This is a genomic window from Winogradskya humida (genome assembly GCF_016862215.1).
Classification (GTDB): domain Bacteria; phylum Actinomycetota; class Actinomycetes; order Mycobacteriales; family Micromonosporaceae; genus Actinoplanes; species Actinoplanes humidus.
This window is the reverse complement of the sequence record NZ_BOMN01000086.1, coordinates 79,210-99,993: the sequence shown is the minus strand read 5'-3', so window position 1 is coordinate 99,993 and position 20,784 is coordinate 79,210. Positions and strand designations below refer to the sequence as shown.

General features: G+C 69.6%; 21 protein-coding genes. 7 read left to right on the top strand and 14 right to left on the bottom strand.

What is annotated here, in order from left to right; translation table 11 throughout:
- Positions 1–16: 16 nt before the first annotated feature.
- Positions 17–1,822 (bottom strand): HEXXH motif domain-containing protein, encoded by a 1,806-nt coding sequence (locus Ahu01nite_RS29435; RefSeq protein WP_203839912.1) that lies wholly within the window; start codon positions 1,820–1,822, stop codon positions 17–19.
- 533 nt (positions 1,823–2,355) lie between these two features.
- On the opposite strand from Ahu01nite_RS29435, the gene Ahu01nite_RS29430 reads away from it, so the two are divergent.
- The gene (locus Ahu01nite_RS29430; RefSeq protein ID WP_203839911.1) at positions 2,356–3,462 is read left to right on the top strand and encodes a phosphorylase family protein; all 1,107 of its coding nucleotides are present in this window, start codon (positions 2,356–2,358) and stop codon (positions 3,460–3,462) included.
- A 20-nt stretch (positions 3,463–3,482) separates the two neighbouring features.
- Here Ahu01nite_RS29430 and Ahu01nite_RS29425 read toward each other — a convergent pair whose 3' ends face one another.
- From Ahu01nite_RS29425 to Ahu01nite_RS29390, 8 genes are all read right to left on the bottom strand, one after another.
- Positions 3,483–3,644: a hypothetical protein gene (locus tag Ahu01nite_RS29425; RefSeq protein WP_203839910.1), complete on the bottom strand. Its 162-nt coding sequence runs from the start codon at positions 3,642–3,644 to the stop codon at positions 3,483–3,485.
- A 54-nt stretch (positions 3,645–3,698) separates the two neighbouring features.
- Positions 3,699–4,430 carry a hypothetical protein gene (locus Ahu01nite_RS29420; protein ID WP_203839909.1) on the bottom strand — a complete coding sequence of 244 codons (732 nt, stop codon included), beginning with the start codon at positions 4,428–4,430 and terminating at the stop codon, positions 3,699–3,701.
- A gap of 54 nt (positions 4,431–4,484) precedes the next feature.
- The gene (locus Ahu01nite_RS29415) at positions 4,485–5,237 is read right to left on the bottom strand and encodes a siderophore-interacting protein (protein WP_203839908.1); all 753 of its coding nucleotides are present in this window, start codon (positions 5,235–5,237) and stop codon (positions 4,485–4,487) included.
- On the bottom strand, positions 5,237–6,052 hold the full coding sequence (locus tag Ahu01nite_RS29410; protein ID WP_203839907.1) for an ABC transporter ATP-binding protein: 816 nt from the start codon (positions 6,050–6,052) through the stop codon (positions 5,237–5,239). The genes Ahu01nite_RS29415 and Ahu01nite_RS29410 overlap by 1 nt, the downstream gene beginning before the upstream one ends.
- Complete coding sequence (locus tag Ahu01nite_RS29405) at positions 6,049–7,077, bottom strand: FecCD family ABC transporter permease (protein WP_203839906.1); 1,029 nt, start codon at positions 7,075–7,077, stop codon at positions 6,049–6,051. The genes Ahu01nite_RS29410 and Ahu01nite_RS29405 overlap by 4 nt, the downstream gene beginning before the upstream one ends.
- On the bottom strand, positions 7,074–8,093 hold the full coding sequence (locus Ahu01nite_RS29400; RefSeq protein WP_203839905.1) for a FecCD family ABC transporter permease: 1,020 nt from the start codon (positions 8,091–8,093) through the stop codon (positions 7,074–7,076). The genes Ahu01nite_RS29405 and Ahu01nite_RS29400 overlap by 4 nt, the downstream gene beginning before the upstream one ends.
- Positions 8,094–8,099: 6 nt before the next feature.
- A complete protein-coding gene (locus Ahu01nite_RS29395) occupies positions 8,100–9,116 on the bottom strand; it encodes an ABC transporter substrate-binding protein (protein ID WP_203839904.1) in 1,017 nt (338 codons plus the stop codon).
- A gap of 81 nt (positions 9,117–9,197) precedes the next feature.
- Positions 9,198–9,644: a MarR family winged helix-turn-helix transcriptional regulator gene (locus Ahu01nite_RS29390; protein WP_203839903.1), complete on the bottom strand. Its 447-nt coding sequence runs from the start codon at positions 9,642–9,644 to the stop codon at positions 9,198–9,200.
- Positions 9,645–9,678: 34 nt separating this feature from the next.
- Here Ahu01nite_RS29390 and Ahu01nite_RS29385 point away from each other — a divergent pair, with 34 nt between their 5' ends.
- The 6 genes from Ahu01nite_RS29385 to Ahu01nite_RS29360 all read left to right on the top strand — a co-directional run bounded on the left by Ahu01nite_RS29385 (position 9,679) and on the right by Ahu01nite_RS29360 (position 15,291).
- Positions 9,679–10,068, top strand: a complete 390-nt coding sequence (locus Ahu01nite_RS29385) for a hypothetical protein (RefSeq protein ID WP_203839902.1) — start codon at positions 9,679–9,681, stop codon at positions 10,066–10,068.
- Positions 10,069–10,443: 375 nt separating this feature from the next.
- Positions 10,444–11,487 carry a YncE family protein gene (locus Ahu01nite_RS29380; RefSeq protein WP_203839901.1) on the top strand — a complete coding sequence of 348 codons (1,044 nt, stop codon included), beginning with the start codon at positions 10,444–10,446 and terminating at the stop codon, positions 11,485–11,487.
- Between the two features lie 97 nt (positions 11,488–11,584).
- The gene (locus Ahu01nite_RS29375) at positions 11,585–12,235 is read left to right on the top strand and encodes a pseudouridine synthase family protein (protein WP_239159234.1); all 651 of its coding nucleotides are present in this window, start codon (positions 11,585–11,587) and stop codon (positions 12,233–12,235) included.
- Positions 12,228–13,334 (top strand): DNA glycosylase AlkZ-like family protein, encoded by a 1,107-nt coding sequence (locus Ahu01nite_RS29370; protein WP_203839899.1) that lies wholly within the window; start codon positions 12,228–12,230, stop codon positions 13,332–13,334. The genes Ahu01nite_RS29375 and Ahu01nite_RS29370 overlap by 8 nt, the downstream gene beginning before the upstream one ends.
- Positions 13,331–14,608, top strand: a complete 1,278-nt coding sequence (locus Ahu01nite_RS29365; protein WP_203839898.1) for an MFS transporter — start codon at positions 13,331–13,333, stop codon at positions 14,606–14,608. Before Ahu01nite_RS29370 ends, Ahu01nite_RS29365 begins: the two co-directional genes overlap by 4 nt.
- Positions 14,609–14,646: 38 nt before the next feature.
- Entirely contained in the window at positions 14,647–15,291 is a 645-nt protein-coding gene (locus Ahu01nite_RS29360) for a TIGR02466 family protein (RefSeq protein WP_203839897.1), read from the top strand.
- A gap of 53 nt (positions 15,292–15,344) precedes the next feature.
- On the opposite strand, the gene Ahu01nite_RS29355 is transcribed toward Ahu01nite_RS29360, so the two are convergent.
- Genes Ahu01nite_RS29355 through Ahu01nite_RS29335 form a run of 5 tightly spaced genes read right to left on the bottom strand, consistent with a single transcriptional unit; the run spans position 15,345 to position 20,783 of the window.
- Entirely contained in the window at positions 15,345–16,604 is a 1,260-nt protein-coding gene (locus Ahu01nite_RS29355; RefSeq protein ID WP_203839896.1) for a sensor histidine kinase, read from the bottom strand.
- Positions 16,601–17,257 carry a response regulator transcription factor gene (locus Ahu01nite_RS29350; RefSeq protein ID WP_239159233.1) on the bottom strand — a complete coding sequence of 219 codons (657 nt, stop codon included), beginning with the start codon at positions 17,255–17,257 and terminating at the stop codon, positions 16,601–16,603. Before Ahu01nite_RS29350 ends, Ahu01nite_RS29355 begins: the two co-directional genes overlap by 4 nt.
- A 12-nt stretch (positions 17,258–17,269) precedes the next feature.
- Entirely contained in the window at positions 17,270–18,532 is a 1,263-nt protein-coding gene (locus Ahu01nite_RS29345) for a cation:proton antiporter (protein ID WP_203839895.1), read from the bottom strand.
- Positions 18,529–19,800, bottom strand: a complete 1,272-nt coding sequence (locus Ahu01nite_RS29340; protein WP_203839894.1) for a cytochrome P450 — start codon at positions 19,798–19,800, stop codon at positions 18,529–18,531. Before Ahu01nite_RS29340 ends, Ahu01nite_RS29345 begins: the two co-directional genes overlap by 4 nt.
- Positions 19,797–20,783: an alpha-hydroxy acid oxidase gene (locus Ahu01nite_RS29335; protein WP_203839893.1), complete on the bottom strand. Its 987-nt coding sequence runs from the start codon at positions 20,781–20,783 to the stop codon at positions 19,797–19,799. The genes Ahu01nite_RS29340 and Ahu01nite_RS29335 overlap by 4 nt, the downstream gene beginning before the upstream one ends.
- Position 20,784: the final 1 nt, after the last annotated feature.

Sequence of the window (20,784 nt, the reverse complement as noted above, 5' to 3'; positions counted from 1 at the left end):
AGCACACCGGGTTCGGTCAGGACCGGTGTGCGCGGCCCCGATCGGCGTCCAGCCAGACGGCGACGGCGAGCGGAGAGACCGAGCCTCGGACAGCGTGCGCGGCGACGTACACGGCCCGGACCAGATCGGGCCTGCGCGTGAGGGCCTTCCAGGCCGTACTGCCCGCCGTGGCGCCGTTTGCGACCGCCAAGCCGGACCAGGCGGAGATGTCGTCCGGATCTGCGGCGATCATCGCCCGGTACCCGGCGGCGGCCCTGGCGATCCGGCCCTGAACGAGAGCCAGATCGGCCTGGCTGGCACCATGGCGCGCCGACCACCGAGATGACTCCTCCGGCCCACCCCGCACCAGCTCCGGCCGGTAGAGACCGTCGCGATGCAGTGCGACCCGAGCGAAATTCCACTCTCCTGGCTGGGGGGTGAGTATCGACTCAACCTGCCGCGTCCCGCGTGGCGGTCGCCCGGCCAGGAACATGCGAGCCAGGCGGCCTACGCCGTCCGGGTCCGGCCGGAAGTGTCGCAACTTCCAGACAACTTGATGATCCGTCGCGGCTGCCCAGGCGGTGCGCGCCGCAGCAGACGTGACCGGCTCGGCGTGCTGGCTCCTGACCTCCCGGGACAACTCTGCGACGAAGCTCCTGCCGAGGTCAGTCAGCTGCGAGGTCCGCCGTAGCGCGTTCATCCCCAGCCGGGTCTGGCGGCGGGCGTAGGCGAATTCGAATTCGGCGACGGCCCTGTCGGCACCGGTCAAACCATGCCGGTAGTTCTGCCAGAACTGCGCTATACCGAAGAACGCGAACACGCCCTGGAGCAATCCGGAAATAGGCCTCGGGTCATTTCTCCACGGGGCGTAGGACAACTCCGAATTCATTTCCGGCTCCAGCAGGGAAACCATATGGAGCAGACCACCGAGCTTGATGTGCTGAAATTCGTGGATCAAGGCGACGGCCAGCGCAACCGGGTCGGCCGGCGGGGAGATGAGCGCCGACCCGAATCCGTCACCGGTTGAGCTGCTTCGGGTCTCGGCGCGATCGCCCTCGGGCAACGGCGCGAGCGACTGCATACCGGCGCCCATGGCTTCAGCGGTTTCCGGGAACACGCGGGACACAATCTGCCAGGCATCGCCGATCTGCCGGCGCCAGCGCTGAAAGTCGGAGTCGCTCAGCCGCACCGCCGGAACCGGGTCGGCAAGGTCCCGATAGGGATCCAGGTCGTCGAGCCAGATGTCGAGCCGGGCCGCGTCGTGGCCGACGACCACCTCGCGTAGGCCCCACCAGCCGTTGCCGTCCTCCTCGGTAGCGGCCGGGATGACCACCTCGGGCTCGCCGAGCCTCAGCCAGGCACCAGTGAGCTCCGAATATCCGGCCTCCACGACAGACCAGGCCTCGGTCGCGGGAAGACATGCCATTCCCAGCGTGGGAATCATCACGTGGCCCGCGCGGGCCGGAATGCTCGTTTCCAACGCGGTTTTCGTGCGGACAGCCACCGCGAAGGCAATGGCATGCAGGTGACCGAGCTCCACCCATAACGGGCCGGCACTGACCGCTCTCCCGCGGAGCAGCCGGAGCATGCGGGACAGCCAGATCCCCACCTGGGGGCTGAGCAGCACCTTCTCAACCGTCGCGGAATCCTGCTCGTTCGCCTTTACCAGCGCCGCCCAGGCCCGGTCGTAATGTGGCAGCGGACCGAGTGCATCGGGATGAGACTTGAGCTGGTCGAGCAGGAGCCAGACCATCAGGAGCCGGCGGCTGCGTTCACCGGCGAGCATCACCTTGATGGCCTCTGCCCCGCCCTTGCCTCGGGCCAGTTCCCGGAAGCGCCGCAAAGGCAGGACGTGGGGGCGAAGGTGCTCGTGGTCTGACGAGGACATCGCGGACGCCTCCGGCGATACGATCAATCGACCCGCCCGGGCGGCCCGGTGCCGGCATTTTTCCGTGGCCTGTCGACCTGCTGCAGAATGACTCTCGCGGACGATTCCAAATCCCGCGGATCGCGGCTTTCTATCTGCGTTATCGAGACCGATTCTAAATCGACAAGAAGAGTCTCTATATCCATATCGGGTTGACTCACGACTCAGTTCCTCCCGCCAAGGGACCTGATGAGGTAGACGCGGGATCACCGCCGCTGGCGATTCGACCGTCACCAGCCAATCTACAGGCATCATTGGCGCATGCACATAGTAACGCTATGTATTTCACGGGGGCGGGCATATTCCCACCAGGTCACCCTCTGTGCAAACTGGACGGCTCGGCGACTACCTGCACTTCGGCGCATCGGGACGAACGAAACGATTACTGAGCCGGACCAGCGGCACCTGACGCTCTGTACTTGCTGGCTTCGCTCTGCGACGCTTAGGTTTTGCTGTCGACCTCGAGCGGTGGTTGCCGGGTGGAAAAATCGCGGATCTTGATTGGTCTGGTGACCGCGTTATCTGACGAGTGGGACGCGGTTGAATCGACGATCGACAATCCAGCTCAGGTGACCGTCGATGGTGACACGACCTCCTATCTTTACGGCACCGTGCCCAGCCGGGTGCAGGGACAACCGCACCACGTCATTGCCGTCCAGCAGGTGATCGACGGCAACCGGAGCGCGGCGGCGGTCAGCGCCCGCCTGGCAGCCAGCTTCCCGGGCGTCCGGCATCTCATCATGTGTGGCATCGCCGGAGGTGTCCCGTCAGCGGGCCACGACATCCGGATCGGCGATGTCGTTTCCTCGACCAGAGGAATCGTCGACTACGACCATGTGCGATCCGAGGCAGGCGGCGACCGGCTCCGGCGTCCGGTGGAGGGCCTGTCGAAGCTGCTCCTCAGCGCGGACCAAAGACTGGAGGCCGCGGAGCGGGCTGGACGGGCGACCTGGTTCCAGGCACTTGAGGCACCCTTTGACAGAAAGCCGGCCGTGCACCGCGGCGCGATCGGCAGCGCTGACCGGTTGCTGCGCAACGCCGCACTCCGCGATCGGCTGGCGCGCGAGTTCGGCGTCATCGCCGTCGAGATGGAAGCGGCCGGCCTCGCCGTCGGTGCGGACCTCAACGGCCTGCACTGGTACGTCGTCCGGGGAATCTCCGACCTCGCCGACGGCACGAAGAGCGACGACTACCACAAATACGCCGCGTCCACTGCTGCCGCCTACGTCCGTTCGCTTCTGCACGAGGTGGCGCCGCCCTCGGGCCACGCAGAAGTCTCGGAAGACGGGTTCGGTGCGATCGTTTCGGCACTGACGCTGCTGCTGAGCGACGAGCAGAACCGCCGGACCATTCTGCGCCGACTCCCCGCGAACATCAGGACTCAGGTTCCCAACCGGGACACCGCCCGAATCCAAGCGGTCGAGTTGGTGGGAACCTGCGAACGTTTTCCCGGTGGCGGGGAGAGCCTGCTCGATGCCGTCGGCGCGGTGGCGGCCGACGATCCGGATTTTCCGATGTTCACCGAGGCGCTCCGCCTGCATTGGCGGGGTCGTTAGCCGGGTCGGGAACGAGGCTGTCAGTCGTCGGAGTCGGTGGTCCAGGCGGCTAGGCCGGGGCCGAGGATGGCGGCGAAGATCATGAGGAGCCAGGCGGCCCAGGACCACCACGGGAGCACCGAGTTGGGGCCGACCAGGTCGTTGGCGAGCTGGACCGCCTGATCGGTCAGGGTGCTGATCACGCGTGGGCTCCTCGGCTCGGTGGGCACTCCTTATCGGCGGGTTGGACCCGGACTTTAGGTACGGCGCCAGGTCCAGTCGCGCAGGTCGACCTCGTGTTGTGGGGCCCAGGTGGCGTTTTCGCCGGGCCAGAGGGAGATTGCTTCCGCCTGCAGGCGGGCGGTGACAACAGAGCCCCAGCCGGTCTTGGGGGTACGCGAATACGGCGCCGGAAGCCGGTGCCCGTCCACGGCGAGCCGCACGCGAAGGCGTACCGGATCGACGGTGAAGTTGACCGTGTGCCAGGCGGTGTCGGGCCTGAGGTATCCCGCGGGCGTCCAGGAGTCGCCGGTCCAGGCCATGACCTGGCCGAAGGTGTCGACCCACGGGTTGAGCACCCACTGGAACGCAGTGCCGTGATCGAGCCCGCCGTCCCACACGAACAAGCCGCCCTCGACGGTCTGCGCGTTCAGGTCGCCGCCGGCCTGCGACGGGAGGTACGGCAACCGGAACGAGAAACCCGCGCGATGGGTCACCCGCATCATTCGGCTCCCACTCCGGCTCGCGTACGAGATCCCGTGCGCCATCACACCCCGGTTGAGAACATTGGCGCGCAGCCGCGAATACGTCCCGTAGTTCTCCAGCGCGATGTCCGCGTCGGTAACGGGGTCCTGCCCAGTGGCTGCATACACGCCGTCGCCGACCACCGTCGTGAAGCCGGAGAGGTCCCAGTGTCTTCCGGCTCCGAGGCCTGCCGCCGCGGCAACCCCGCCACCGAGCACCGTCAGAAATTGCCGCCTACTGGTCACGCACCGCGTTATCGGCGCCTGCGAGGGCGAGTTGAGCGGGACCGGTGGTGATTCTCATCCCGGCTGGCCTGCTTTCCAGTAGCCGCCGAAGTAGTGCGACTTGCTGTCCCATCCGCGGTCGCTGCAGAGGTAGCGGCGTACGTCGCGGACCACCGCGCTCTCGCCCGCGACCCAGGCGTAGGGGTTGCCGGTCGGGAACTCCGCCCCGCGGACGGCGTCGGCGAGGCCGTGGCCGATGGTCCAGGTGATCTGGGTCCGGCCGGCGCAGGGCAGGTCGCGGACGTCGCCCGCGTGGGGGACCTGGACGAAGACGTGGGCGGCGGCGCCGGGTGGGAGGGATTCCAGGATGGAGGCGATCGCGGGTATGGCGGTGTCGTCGCCGACGAGGAGGTGCCATTCGGGATCGGGTTCGCTGGGGGCGTACGCGACAGCATTGATCTCGTCGTTGATCCCTGGGCCGATGATGCCGAGTTTGCTGCCGGGACGCGCGGCACGGGCCCAGGCCGATGCCGGGCCCGCGTCACCGTGGAGGGCGAACTCGATGTCGACCAGCGGGCCGTCCTGGGAGCGGATGGTGAAGGTGCGCATGATCGGGCGTTCGTCCTCCGGCATGGCCAGCCACGAGCCGTACCAGTCGGATTCCTCGGGAAGCCTGGGGCCGTCCTGGCCGGGGCGGGCCAGCAGGATCTTGATGCGCTGGTCGTAGCCGCCGCTGCTCATCTGCGAGCAACCGGCGAACGTGATCCGCTTGAACGACGGGCTCAGCTCCTGGACGGCGACCACCGTCGCCTCGACCACGGCTGCCATCAGCTGACTCCTCCGGTGCGGTGCCGTCCGATGGGGACGATCATGGGGGTACGCGAGACGGGGTCGGGGACCACCCGGCAGCGCATGTCGAACACGCTCTCGACGACCTGTTCGGTGAGGACCTCGCCCGGATCACCGGCGGCGACGATCGCGCCGTCCTTCATCACGACGAGGTGGTCGGCGTAGCGGCAGGCGAGGTTCAGCTCGTGCAGCACCATCACCACGGTCGCGCCCTCGGTCTCGTTGAGATCGGTGAGCAGGTCGAGAACCTCCACCTGGTGGCTCAGGTCCAGGTAGGTGGTGGGTTCGTCGAGGAGCAGGATGCCCGTACGCTGCGCGAGCGCCATGGCGATCCACACGCGCTGCCGCTGCCCGCCGGAGAGCTCGTCGACCGACCGCGCGGCGAGCTCGAGCGTGCCGGTTGCCGTCAGAGCCGCCGTGACCGCGGCGTCGTCCTCGGCCGTCCAACGCCGGAAGTAGCCCTGATGCGGGTGCCTGCCCCGGCTCACCAGGTCGGCGACGGTGATGCCGTCCGGCGCGATCGGGCCCTGCGGCAGAATGCCGAGCTGGAGCGCGACGTCCTTGCTCGGCGTCGAGTGGATCGACCTGCCGTCGAGCAGGACGGTCCCCGAGGAGGCCGGCAGCAGCCGCGCGAGGCCGCGCAGGAACGTCGACTTCCCGCAGGCGTTCGGGCCCACGATGACGGTGACCTTGCCGGCCGGGATCTCGAGGGTCAGGTTGTCGACGACGTGCCGGTCGCCGTAGCCGAGGGAGAGCTCCTCGGCTCGCAGGGTGGACGGTGCGGGCACGGTCATCCTCCTCGTCCGGTTCGGTTGGCCGTGGCGAGCAGCCAGAGCAGGTAGGGCGCGCCGATGACGCCGGTGACGACGCCGACCGGGAACTGGGCCGGGCCGAGCAGGTGTGATCCGATGAAGTCGCCGGCGAGCACGATCACCGCGCCGACGAGGCCGGCCGGGAGCAGGACCGGGCGTCCGCCGCCGACCATCCGCGCGGCGATCGGGCCGGACATGAACGCGATGTACGAGATCGGGCCGGCCGCCGCGGTCGCCGTGCCGGCCAGGCAGACGCCGACGATCAGCAGGAGCAGCCGGCCGCGTTCGACGTGCAGGCCGAGGCCGCGGGCCACGTCGTCGCCGAGCTGCAGCCCGGTCAGCGGCCGCCCGAGCAGCACGGCGCCCGGCACCAGGATCAGCGACGCGATCGCCAGCGGGACCACGTTGTCCCAGGTGCGACCGTTGAGGCTGCCGGCGAGCCAGATCAGTGCCTCCTGCGCCGCCCGCACGTCGGCGCGGGTCAGCAGGAACGAGGTCAGACCGGCCATGGCCGCGCCGATCCCGATGCCGACGAGCACGAACCGATAGCCGCCGACGCTGCCGCCACGCCAGGCGAACAGGTAGATGAGCAGCGCGGTGATCAGCGCGCCGCCGAGGGCGACCAGCGAGAGCACCGGGCCGCTGGTGGAGAACACCACGATGGACAGTACGGCTGCCGTGGTCGCGCCCGAGGTGACGCCGATGACGTCGGGGCTGGCCAGCGGGTTGCGCAGCAGCTGCTGGAAGATCGCGCCGGCGAGACCGAACGCGATCCCGGCGAGCACGCCGACGAGCGCCCGGGGCAGCCGCAGCGTCTGCACGATGTAGTCGACCTGTGGCGGTGTCGGCTGCCCGAGCAGGGACCGCACGACGTCGGGCAGCGAGACCTGGAAGGACCCGTAGGACAGGCTCAGCGCGAAGAGCGCGACGAGCGCGACTGCAAGACCGATCGTGACGGTACGCGCGCGGCGCGATTCGTGGCGGCGGGTTGCCGCGACGACGCTCATAGTTCTGCCAACCGGCGCCGGCGGGCCAGGGCCACGAAGACGGGTGCGCCGATGATCGCGGTGAGCACGCCGACCTGGACCTCACCGGGCTGGGCGATCACCCGCCCGAGGACATCGGCGAGGAGCAGGAGCAAAGGCGCAAGCAGCATCGCGTACGGAAGCAGCCAGCGATGATCCGGACCGGTGATGATGCGAGCGACGTGCGGGACGACGAGCCCGACGAAGACCAGCGGGCCGGCCATCGCGGTAGCCGTGCCGCAGAGCACCACGACCGCGGCCGCGGCGACGAGCCGCGCGACGCCGACGTTCTGGCCCAGTGACGTGGCGACGTCGTCGCCGAGCGCGAGGGCGTTGAGCAGCCGCGCCGAGGCGAGGGCGATCACCACGCCGACGATCAGGAACGGCGTGCCCTGCTTCGCGATGTCCATGCCCCGCCCGGCCAGCGAACCGACCTGCCAGAACCGGAACTGGTCGTAGGTCTGCACGTCGGTGACCAGCACCGCCGTGGTGAAGGAGAGCAGTGCCGCGGTCAGCGCGGTGCCGGCGATGGCGAGCTTGACCGGGGTGGCACCGCCGCGGCCCATCGAGCCGATCGTGTAGACGACCACGGCGGCCAGCGCCGCACCCGCGAAGCCGAACCAGACGTAGCCGGTCAGGCTCGTGACGCCGAAGACGCTGATGCCGATGACCACGAAGAGCCCGGCGCCCGCGTTGACCCCGAGGATGCCCGGGTCGGCCAGCGGGTTACGGGTCACCGCCTGGATGATCGCGCCGGCCAGGCCGAGGGCGAACCCGGCGAGCAGGCCGATCAGGGTGCGCGGGATGCGTACCTCGGTGACGATGAGGCTGTCGCGGACCGAGTCGTCGGGGTGCACGAGCGCCTCCAGCACCGTGCCGAACGGCACGTGCTGGGAACCGACGGCGAGGCTGAGCAACGCCGCACCGGCGAGGGCCGCCGCGAGCACCACGAGACCTGTGGTGAGCGCGACGGCCCGGCGGACGCGGGTGTCCGGCATGGTTGGTCAGCCGGCCAGCGCGGCGGCGAGCAGCGGCGGAACCTTCTCCAGGGCGTACTTCAGGCCCAGGACGGAGTTGCTGGAGAACGCGGTCGAGATGCCGTTGTCGTCCAGGTAGACGACGTGACCGGCCTTGACGGACGGCACGGCCTGCAGCAGCTTGTCGCTCTTCACGTCGGCGGCGGTCACCCCGATCATGAAGACCGTCGTGAGGTCGGCGTCGAGCAGGCTGACCTTCTCCTGCGACAGCGGGATGAAGAAGCTGTCGGCCTTGAGCGCCTCGACCGCGGGCGCGTCCTTGAAGCCGAGCTTCTGCAGGAAGTCGACCCGGCCGTCGCCGCTGACGTAGGCGCCCCAGCCCGTGCCGGACTTCACGCCCGCGCTCACGGTCTTGTCCTTGAACTGCGGGTTCGCGGCAGCGACCGCGGCGAACTGCGCCTCCAGGTCGCTCTTGAGCTTGGCCGCCTCGGCGGTCTTGCCCAGCGCCTTGCTCACCAGGTCGAGCTGCTGCTCCCAGGTGGTCTTGTACGCCTCGCCGCCCTTGGGGATGTCGACGACCGGCACGCCGAGCGCGTTGATCTGGTCGTAGCGGGCCTTGTCGCCGCTCGCGCGGGTGTCGAGGATCAGGTCGGGCTTGAGCGCCGCGATCTTCTCCATGTCGAGCTCCAGGGTGCCCACCTTCTCGGGCGGGGTCGTGTACTTGCCCTGGTTCCAGACGCCCTGGCCGTCACCCTCGAAGGCCATCCAGTTGGCGTCGCCCACCGGCTGCACGCCGAGCGCGAGCGCCACCTCGGCGTCGCTCCAGCCCAGGGTCACCACGCGGGTCGGCTGCTTCGGGATGGTGACGTCACCGAACGCGGTGGTCACGGTGACCGGGAACTGGTCCCCGGCGGCGGACGAGGAGGCGGCCGGAGCAGCGCTGTCGTCATCCTCCGTGCCGGTCGTCGTGCACGCGCTCAGGGTCACGGCGGCCGCAACGGCGGCGAGCAGAACCCGGCGCCCTCGGTTGGGAACGAAACGCATATGTGATGACTCCGTGGTCTTGGAAGGTTTGCCTTACCTAACAATGCCTACCACTTGATCACCAAGCCGATGCGGAAAAGGTCACACAGGGAGCCCTTCCGCCCCCGCGAGCTTCCCCAAAATACGCGTCAGAGCGGCACGCTCAGTAGCTGACAGCGCCGTGACCAGCTCTTCATCCAGTGCGTCCGCGGCACCCACACAGTCATCCAGCAGCCGCTCCCCCACGGCGGTGAGCACGAGCCGCTGCCGCCGCCGGTCCCCCGGGTCCCGCTCCCGCGACACCGCCCCGAGCGTCTCCAGCTGATCGGCCAGCAGGACCACGAGGCTCGGCGCGACACGCAGGGTGGCGGCCAGCTCCAACTGCGAGTCGGCGGCACCCAGACGCAGCGAACTGAGCAGCGCCACGTGCTTCGGCTTCACCCCGTGCCCAGCGATCCGCCCGGCCCACCGCGCCTCCGCCATGGCGCCGAGCACGCCCAGCCGGAACGAGAGCGACGTGGCCGGCGTACGCGCGCTTCCCTGATCCATACCCATACGCTACCGTTCGAGAATGATTCAAACCGTGAATGATTCAAGCCGTAAACCGATGCTGGTTCTCAACGGGATCTCGGCCCTGGCCTCGGCCTACTTCGGGATCGTCGCCCTCGTCGCACCCGGCGCCCTACCAGGCATCAACGACGGCGTGACGGACACTGCAAAATTCTTCGCCGACATGTACGCCGTCCGCGCCCTGCCCATCGCGGCCGTACTCCTCTGGCTGGTGGCGTGCGGCTGGCGCCAGCACCGGCCGGGCCTGATACCGGTACTGCTGGTCGCGGGCATCTCGCAGTTCGGCGACGCGACCATCGGCATCGCCGCCGGCACCGCATCCATGATCGTCGGCGCCGCCTTCGCCACGATCGTTCATCTGGGTTCGGCCTGGTGGCTCGGGCGGCCCGCGGCACCGCGCTGATCAGCGGAGCTCCACCTGGTGGGCTGACCGGATTCACAGTGTCGCGGTATTCGACAAAAATGTTCATCGAGTTGGATCATCGCGGTTAACGGCAGCGGCTTCGATCACAAACTCGGCGGGATGCGGCATCGCGCAAATGATCTCATCGCCGAACAGTGCTTTCCCCTGCCGGAGATCCATCGGGAGCAAAGATCATCGATGGGGCCGCAGTCTGCGTGATGCTGCAGAATTCCAGTGATGTCCGTCGATGTCAAGCAGAAATGCACCCCACATATATCGGTAACATTCTGACGCTCCGCGACTTGTTGACCACTGCGTGCTTGCCTTCTTACGCTCCGACGCGGCACTTCCACACTGGACACTGGAGGTTTAGTCGTGCGAAATGTACAACTCTTCTCGACCGACACGGATGACGGTGTCGTCTCCGTAGTCGCCAAGACCGGGCCCGGCGAGCACCGCACCGTCAAGCAGATCAGGGTCGGCAACGCCCCGCGCGGTGGCGTCAAGTTCACCGCCGGCGGACGTGGCTTCGTGTGCAACACGAGCCAGAACACGATCTCGGAGATCGACGCCGTCGCTCTGCGCGAGGTGCGCCGCATCGAGGTCGGTTTCGCTCCCCGTGGGCTCGGGATCATGCCCGGCGAGAAGTACGCGCTGGTCAGCAACTCCGGCTCGGACAGCATCTCGGTGGTCGACCTCGAGCTCAACGTCGAGCTGCGCCAACTCGAGATCGGCCGGGACCCACGGCACATGATGATCACGAAGGACGGCAAGTACGCCTACGTGTGCATCTGGGGCGCCGGCTACGTCAGCAAGCTCGACGTCAGTGGGCTCGCCACCGGCGACGTGGAATCGGTGCACGAGGTGACCCGGATTCCGGTGGATGTCGAGGCGCACCCGTACAGCCTCAACATCGACCCCAGCGGTGCCCGGGTCTTCGTCGCCAACACGCAGGCCACGTACTGCACCGTGATCGACGTGGCCACCGACGAGGTGCACCAGGTCGACCTGGGCTTCATCGGCGGCCGCGCCGTCGCGTTCAGCACCGACGGCAAGTACGCCCTCATCACCGTCGAGACGGTCAGCCGGATCTACGTCATCGACGTGGCGACCCTGGAGGTCACCCGGCACATCCCCGTCGGCCCCGGCCCCCGCGGCGTGGTCGTCGACCACACCGATTTCACGGTCTACTGCAGCAATTTCGCCCGGGCATTCCACCGTGATGTGGAAGGACCGGACTACGGCCCCAACACCCTCACCATGGTCGACCTCAAGTCGGCACCGCTGGACCGGCAGGAAGGCGAGTTCACCTACGAGGAGATCTTCGTAGGATTCGGCCCCTGCAGCGTCACGATGTTCGATCTGGACTCGATTCCCGAGCAGGAGAGGCAGCGCCGCCTGGACTACGTCGAGGCATAGAGTTTCGCGCTGGGCGTGCTCGTCGATAAGCGTCATCGAGGCGGGCACGCCGCTCTCACCGAAAGGGAAGAAGTTGGCCGAAGTGAGGTTCTCGCCGATGCAGCCGTGGGCCCTCGTTCCGCAGGCGCACCGGATCGACAGGCGGGGCGCGCGCGAGGAACGCGACGCCTACCACGACCATTTCCGGTACAAGCGGATCACCAGGCTCGCCTCCGACTGCCCGCCCTGGGTGCTGGGTCAGGAGCTCGGCTGGGTGGTCCGGTCGCCGATCACCGTGGAGATGACGCCCGTCGGTGACATCGACTTCGGCCTCCCGGAGGGCGAGGACCTGCGGGTCGTCGGCAACAAGGTGGGCCGCAGCGAGATGTGGCGCCGGGGCGCCGGATGGATCGCCACCCGGGACACCGATTGGCTGCGGTTCCACGACTTCCAGACGCCTGCCGGGTGGGAGAGCATGTTCCTGCCGAACGGCGCGGGCACCGTCGAGTGGCGCCTCGGCTGGGGCATCCAGATTCCCGAGCGTTACTTCGTCATGGTGCTGGGCATGGCGGAGCCAGGCCTGACGGTGCCGGTCGGTGTCATCCCCGCCCGGACCGCCAACGCCATGACCAGCCAGGGCGGCTTCTCCATCGCGATCGAGCCGACGCGGACCGTGAAACTGAACCGCGGCGATCCCGTCGCCCGGATCGTGTTGCTGCACCCGGAATCGTTGCAGGCCACCGTCGCCGAAGAAGCGGCACATGCCTGAGCTCAGCAGCGATCGGGCTCGTGAGATCGCCGTAGCCGCGCAGGGACTGCACCTGAGGACCCCGTCTGACGGTACGGCCGCCGTGCTGCGGGCGCTGGGCACGATCCAGCTCGACACCATCCACGTCGTACGCCGCTCGCACGAACTCGTGCTGCGCGCCCGGGGCATCGCCGATCAGCAGGCCCGCGCGTTCCTCGACGACGTGCCCGAGCCGCGGCAGTTCGAGTACTGGGGACACGCGGCCAGCGTGATGCCCCTGGATCTGTGGCCCTACCTCGCGTTCCGCCGGCGGCGTTTCCTGGCCCAGGGCTGGAGCGGGCCCGACGTGGACCCGGCGGCGTGCGACGTCGTCCGCGCGGCGGTGGCCGACGGCGGCGCGGTGACGATCACCGATCTCGGCGGAGCCCAGGGCAGGGGGTGGGAGCGGAGCGCGCCGGCCAAATGGGCCGCTGAATGGCTGCTCGCCACCGGGGAGCTCGTGTGTGTCTCCCGGCGGGGCTTCAGCCGCGTCTACCGGTCCGCCGCCGAGGTGGTGCCCGATACGCTGCGGCACGACCTGCCGGACATCGACTGCTACGACCACCTCATCGCGGCCGGGCTGAGCGCGATGGGGGTTGCCACGGCTGACGACATCGCCGATTACTTCCGCCTGCCCAAGCCCGCTGTACGCGCCGGGCTGACCCGGCTCCCGGATGCTTCGCGGGTCACCGTGCGGGGCTGGGCCGAGCCGGCCTGGGTCAGCGAACGGGCGCTGGAGCACGGCGAGCTCGACGAGGATGCCTGCACACCGCTGTCGCCGTTCGATTCGCTGATCTGGCACCGGCCGCGCGCCCGCCGGCTGTTCGGGATCGATTACGTGCTGGAGGCGTACAAGCCTGCGGCGAAGCGTGAATGCGGTTACTTCGGCATGCCGGTGCTCAGTGGCACGGAGATCATCGGCCGGTTCGCCATGCGGGCCACCCGCGGCGTGGCGGCGCTCGAGGGGCACGAGGTCATCGAGGGCCACGACCCCGGACTGCTCGCCCGGGCCGCGCGGACAGCCGCCGGATGGGCCGGCGCGAGCCTGGTTCTGCCCGCCGTCGCGGCAGGTGCGTCATGAGCGAGCCCGGATACCTTCGTACCCTGCGGATTCCCGGGGTTCTGCCGGTGCTCGCCGCGGGCACCCTCGGCCGTCTCGCGTTCGGCATCGTCCCGTTCGCCACCGTGATCGCGTTCGCCACCACGCACGGCTTTCTCATCGGTGGCATCGCGTCCGCGGGTCTCATGTCGGCCATCGCCTTCCTCGCTCCGCTGCGAGGCCGGTTGACCGATCTGAAGGGCCCCCGCGTCCTGCCGCTCCTGGCCGGCGTCCACATCCTGCTGGTGGTCGCCACCACGCTGGCACTCGGCGGTGCCGCCTGGCCGGTCGCCCTGGTCCTGATCACGCTGGCCGGTGCCACCGCGCCACCGATCGGCGCAACCGTACGCACGTGCTGGTCCCGCCTCGTCAAGGACAAGGACCAGCTGCAGCAGATCCACGCACTGGACTCCATCGTGGAGGAACTGACGTTCGTCGTCGCGCCGCTGCTGACCACCGTGCTCCTCGCGGCGGTCACCCCCCGATGGGTGTTGCCGATCGGCGCTCTCCTGCTGCTCCCGGCGACCACCGGCATCGCGTGGTTCGCGGGAAACCAGCGTGCCGCCGCCGTCGCCGCCGGGGAGGACCCCGCGCCGGCCGGCAGGCGCCGATCCGTGATGCGGCTGGCCGACGGGCAGGGCATCGTGATTCCCGTGCTCACCCTCGGCGCGGTCGGGGGTGGGCTGGGCGTGCTGCTCCCGGCGCTCGCGGACCACACCGGCAACATCGGTTCCGCCGGGTACGGCTTCGCGGCGTACTCGCTCGGCGGTGTCGTGGCCGGGCTCATCTACGGGCGGTTGCGCTGGCACGCGTCGCTGCGGCGCAAGTACGTCATCATCGCGGCCTGTTTCACGCTCGGCGTGGCGCTGCTCATCCCCGCGGCGTCCACGGCGCTGACGCTGCCCGCGGTCTTCCTGGCCGGCGCGTCGATGACACCGATGTTCGTGGTCGGCTATCTGCTGGTCGACGAACGCATCCAGCCGGCCCAGCTCACCGAGGCGAACGCCTGGCTCGGGTCCGGTTACAACATCGGTTCCGCCGCGGGTTCCGCCCTCTGCGGGCTGCTCGTCGCCAGTCTGGCACCCACCGCCGTCGCCGCGGTGTTCACCGCCGTCGCCGCACTGGGCGTGCTCGGCGCGCTCCGGATCCGCCCGCTGTCCCCGGCGACGCACGCCCGCCCGGCCCAGAGCGCGCCGGAGACCGGCCCGGCCCCGGACGCCCCTCGGGAAGTCGCCCTTTCCAAGGAGACCTCGTGAAGGAGACATCGTGAAGGAGTCAACGTGAAGGAGACATCGTGACGGTCACCGATCAGGACACCACACAGTCGTCGGCACCGGCGGCCGTGATCGCGCAGACCTTCTCCACCCCGGTCGCCCGGATCCCCCGCCCGTACGCCGAAGCCATCAACGGCATCCTCACAGAGCTCGTACTGGCCAAGGCGCAAGCCGCGGGAAGCACCTACACCTACAAGTCCGAGACCCTGTCCGACCTCATGCAGTGGGACGACCCGACCGTCACGGCGCTCACCGACTGGACGCTGCAGATGGCGGGCCAGTTCGTCCGCACGGTGGGCCGCAAGCAGTCCGGCACCGAGCTGCCCGACTTCACCGTCGTGGTCGGCAGCGCCTGGGCCAGCGTCTACCGCAAGGGCGACCAGCACGAGTCGCACTTTCATCCCAACACCGCGCTGACCGCGATCTACTACGTGACCGCGCCCACGACCTGTGAGCTGGACCTGCTCGACCCCCGCGCCAACATCGACTACTTCGATCCCGGCATCTCCATCGCCGGCGAGGGCAGCCGGGTACGGCTCCGCAGCAGCCCCGGTGAGCTGGTGCTCTTCCCGGGCTGGGTCAAGCACGCGGTGCCCGAGTTCGACGAGGACGGCACCCGCATCTCCATCTCCTGGAACCTGGGGTACGACATCGCGGGCCGATAGCCGCCCGGAAGACGCGACCGGACCCGGCGGTCGAAGCCGGGTCCGGAAGCTCTTCACCCGTCGTGCGCGGGCAACAACCGAGCCGGGGAGGGGAGGCGCGCCTCGCGCGGTGCGGCGGGGGCGAGTGGCAGGCGGACCGTGAAGGTCGCGCCCGCGCCGGGGCGGCTCTCCGCGGTGATGGTGCCGCCGTGGCTCGTGACGACTTCGCGGAGCAGGGCCAGGCCGAGACCGAACCGGCGGTCGGTCGCGCCGGCACCGCGGTGGAAGCGGTCGAACAGCCGGGCGGCGTCGGCCGGGTCGAAGCCGGGGCCGGTGTCGTCGACGACGAGTTCGACGCGGTTGCGGGCGGCGGCCCGGACGGTCATGGTGATGCGGCCGCCCGGCGGGGTGTGGGTCAGCGAGTTGGCCAGCAGTTCGTCGGCGACCCTGCGCAGCGCCGATTCGATACCCGCCACGCACAGCTCGGTGCCGGGGGCGTCCAGCAGCATTTCGCGGTCGGGTCCGACTGCCGCGGCGACTGCCTGCCTCGCGACACGGACCAGGTCGACCGGGGCGCTCGGGGGCAGGTCGCCGGGGGCCGCCGCGAGCCGGGCCGAGAGCAGGAGTTCGTCGACGATCTCACCGAGACGGCGGGTGGTGCCGATCAGCCGGTCGAGGTCGCGGCGGTCGGCGTCGGTCCCGCTGGTCCGCGCTCTGCGGGCCAGAACCTGCGCGCGGGTGTGCACCTGGGCGATCGGCGTACGCAGCTCGTGGCTGGCGTCCGCGACGAACCGGCGCTGGCGGCCGAGCGCCTCCGCGAGGGGCGCAACCGCGCGACTGCCTACCAGGATGCCGGTGAGCACGGCTGCCGCGAGCCCGGCCGCGGCGGCGAGGAGGAACGCCATCAGCAGGTGACGCCGGTCGGAGATCTGGAAACGCGCGTCGAACACCGCCTGGACCACGCTCGCACCGCGGGGCTGGGTGCGGACGTAGTAGGTGGTCCCGTTGCGGTTCACCTCGGTCGTGGTCGCCGTGCGATCGGCGGCCACGGTGTCGATCTCGCTGGTCAGGGGGAAGCCGGGCGGTGGGGGGCGGTCACCGGTGTCGAGTGCGCTCCCGTCGTACAGAAAAATCCAGCTGCAGCCCGGCGGCCCGGCGGTGGTCCCGTTGGTCGCGCCATAACTCAGCTCGCGTTCGATCTGATTTTCCTGGCTGTGCAGCAGCGCCGTGTAGGCGATCGTGCCGGCGAGGGCCAGCAGCGCGCTGATCGCGAGACCGACGAGCAGCCCGATCCGCAGCCGGGTCCGCCGGACGATCTGATCCTCGAAGCTCACAGGGACCCCAGCCGGTAGCCGAGCCCGTGCACGGTCTGGATCACCGACCGGCCGAGCTTGCGGCGCAGGTAGTAGACGTAGGTGTCGACGATCGACGCGGCGGCGGCCTCGTCGAAGACCCGGCTGCGCAGCTCGGCGCGGGAATGCACCGCGCTGGGCCGGGCCGCGACGACCCGCAGCAGCTCGAACTCGCGTGCGGACAACGCGACCCGGGTGCCGTCGGGCAGCACGGCGTCGCGCAACGCGAGGTCGAGCAGCCCGGCACCGACCCGCAGGGCATCGGTCGAGTCGGTCGTACGCCGGCACAGCGCCCGGATCCGCGCGCTCAACTCGTCGAGGTCGAACGGTTTCACCAGGTAGTCGTCGGCGCCCGCGTCGAGCCCGGCGATCCGGTCGTCGACCGTGCCGAGCGCGGTCAGCATCAGCGCACGGGCCGCGACCGCCTTCGATCTCAGCCGGGTGACGAGGTCGAGCCCGTCGAGCGCGGGCAGGCGGCGATCGATGACCATGACGTCATACGTCCTGGTCAGACCGAGGTGCAGACCGCGCTGGCCGTCCGGGGCCTGGTCGACGAGGTAACCCTCGTCGACCAGCGTCTCGGACACCATGCCGCGCAGGTCGTGGTCGTCCTCGACCAAGAGCAACCGGTGCATATATCGACGATCTCATATGGACTGGGTGGCGTGACCAGTGAAACTTGTCTCTTCAACAGAAGTTGCGGAAGGCCGCTCGATCCAGGAGAGCAGCGGCGTGGTCATCAGCGTGGTGATCAGGGCGACCAGGACCAGCACGGTGAAGAGCGACGAGTTCACGATCCCCGCCTCGAGCCCGACGTTGAGCGCGATCAGTTGCATCAGCCCGCGGGCGTTCATCAGGGCTCCGACGCGCAACGCCACCCCGTTGGGCTCGCCCCGCAGCCGGGCCGCCGCCCAGCAGGCACCGAACTTCCCGGCGATCGCCAGCGCCACGCAGGCCGCCGCGAAGAGCAGCACCGACGTGTTGCCCAGCAGCCCGAACTCGGTACGCAGCCCCGAATAGGTGAAGAACAGCGGCAGGAACACGGTCGAGGCGATCGGGGTCAGCGTGTCGACCACCCTGTCGGTGCGTTCCGAGGGCGGCATGACCACCCCGACGGCGAACGCGCCGAACACCGCGTAGAGGCCGATCTCGTCGGTGTACCAGGCGACCAGGAACAGCAGCGTCACCGTGGCCAGCAGCCGTACCCGCTCATCGGCGACGGCCATCAACCGGGCGGTGATCCGGCCGCCGCCCAGCCACAACACGAGCCCGAAGAGGATGGCGCCACCGGCCGTGACGAACGCCGGGCCCGCCTTGCCGGACGCGAACGCCAGCACGACGGCGAGCAGGATCCAGGCGACCAGGTCGTCGATGGCGCCGCTGGCCAGCGCGAGTGAGCCGTGCCGGGTGCCGGCCTGCCCGCGCTCGGTGATGATCCGGGCGAGCATCGGGAACGCGGTGATCGCCAGCGCCACCCCGACGAAGGCCGCCGAGATGCCGACCGGGACGCCGTCGGCCTGGATCGGGACGGCGCCGGAGGTGACCAGCACCAGCAGGACGCCGAGCACGAGGGGCGCGGTGACCCCGGCCAGCGAGACCACACCCGCGGTGCCGGCCAGGTTGGTGGTGCGGTGCGACTTGAAGGCGTACCCGGCCTGGAACATGAAGAGGACGAGTCCCACCTGGCCGACCACGTAGAGGATCGGTAGCAGTGCGGGTGGGAAGAGCGCGGCCTGGGCGCCGGGGAAGAGCAGGCCGAGCAGCGACGGGCCGAGCAGGACGCCGGCGAGCATCTCGCTCACCACCGCGGGCTGGCCGACCTTGGCCAGCAGCCAGGAGACCAGCTTGCAGAACAGCAGGATGACGGCGACCGCGATGAAGAACCGCGGGGCCAGCTCAGTCGGTTTCACTGCCGGACCTCCGAGAAGTAGGTGGCGCACAGGCGCTGGCGACGGGCGTCGAGAACCATCCAGGTACCGAGCACGAGCTGTTTCAGCGAGCGGCCCGCGTCGGCCACGCGGTCGCGGCGCCGCAACCGGGCGAGCTGGGCCGGTCGGGGGCCGGGAACGCCGGGCGGGGTCAGGAAGGCCGGGCCCCGGTTGGGCAGGGAACGGGTGTGCGCCACCGAGGACGCGAGGGCGAAGTGCCGCAGCACCTCCCGGGTGACGGCCCGCATCATCACCGGGGCCGAGCCGCGTGCCGGGCACGCCCGGTTGGCCGTCACGCCGAACGGGATGAAGTGCGCGTCCTTACGCTTGAGTGTCAGCCACCGGCCGGGGTCGAAGCCGTCGTCCGCTGCGGGCCCGGAGCGCTGGTAGGCGAGGTAGTTGAAGAGCAGCACGGATCCGGTGGGAAGCGTGACGTGCTCGTCGACCACGATCGGCGCGGACGTGATCCGGTGGGCAATCCCGAACAGCGGATGCACCCGCAACGTCTCGTCGATCAGCCTGTCGAGGGAGTCGTCGTCCATGGGAAAGGAGTCGGCAGGGAAAGCGGTGGGAGCGCACAGCAACACGTGGGCCATCGCCTCGGACATCTGCACCACGGCCGTGTTGAAGAACGCGCCCTGCAGGTACCACGCCGTCTCCAGGTCGGTGAACGACGACGGCAAGGTCACCGGGCAGGTGCCGTCGGAAAGCCGGCCGAGCAGGTACTGCGTGAGTTTGTCGCGGCGGGACATGTGGCGCAGGCTGAGGCCCTTCAACGCGGTCACGACGTCGGAGGCGTTCGCCACGATCAGGTCGCGCACCGCACGCGGGCACGGTTCCTGGAAGACCAGTTCGTAGTAGACCTCGGCCCAGATCGGCATCATCAGGTCGCGCAGGCGTACCAGGCTGATCCGGTCGGACGGGAGCGCCGACAGGATCCGCCGGGCCGCCGCGGTGGCGAGCTCGTCCGAGCGTTCGTGCGGGATCGCGAGGACCTGCCGGGTCGTGCGGGCCACCGTCTTGTACCGCTCGCCGGGTTCCAGATGCTCCTGGTGCATCTGCGGGCCGGGCGCCAGCCAGTACCAGAACAGGTCGGAGAGGCCCGCGCCACGGCTGCGTCCGTCTGCGGCAGGGTCCGAGTAGACCCGCTCGAAATGCTCGACGCCGACCAGCGGCCCCGGCACCGGAATCCCCTCGTGCCCGTTGACCTTCTCGAAGATCCATTCGCGCAGCCGGATCACGGGGCTCATACCGCCACCAGGTCCGGCGTCAGGTCGGCCAGGCGTTTCGCCCCGGCCAGTGCCATCGCGTGGTCCAGCTCGCCGGTCAGGTCCCGCAGTTTTTTCAGTACGCCCGGAGCGCCGCCCGCCGCCAGCCCCCACACCACCGGCCGCCCGATGAGTACGGCGTCAGCGCCGAGAGCAAGCGCGACCAGCACATCGCCACCCCGCCGGATACCCCCGTCGACCAGCACCGGGACCCGGCCGCCGACCGCGTCGACAACAGCGGGCAGGGCGTCCACAGTGGCCACCGCGCCGTCGAGCTGCCGGCCGCCGTGGTTGGAGACGATCAGGCCGTCGACGCCGTGCTCGACCGCGAGCCGCGCGTCGGCCGGGTGCAGGATGCCCTTGAGCAGGAGCGGCAGCCCGGTGACCCCGCGCAGCCAGGCGATCCGGTCCCAGCCGAGGGTCGCGTCCATCTCGATCGACCGGACCCGGCCCTCGGCGTCACGCAGGTTCTCGCAGGCCAGCCCGGCGGGCAGGTCGAGGAAGCCGTTGCGCAGGTCCCGTTCGCGGCGGCCGAAGACCGGCGAGTCGACCGTCACCACCAGCGCCCGGCAGCCCGCCGCCTCGGCCCGCTTGATGACCGCAGCGGTGAAGGCCAGGTCGGGCTGCGGGTACAGCTGGAACCAGAGCGGTCCGCCCGCCGCGGCGATCTCCTCGATCGGCTGCGTGGCGGCCATGCTGACGACCATCACCGTCCCCGCCCCGGCCGCGCCCCGGGCGGTGGCTGCTTCGCCGTCCGGGTGCGCGAGCTTGTGGAAGGCCGTCGGCGCGACCAGAATCGGCGTTGCCAGCTCGGTGCCGAACAGGGTGAGCCGCAGGTCCCGGTCGCCGGTGGCACGAAGGACCCGCGGGACGATGCGCCGCCGCTCGTACGCCGCCTCGTTGGCGCGCAGCGTCCGCTCGTCCCCCGCACCGCCCGCAAAGAAATCCTCGTGCACCGGATCCATG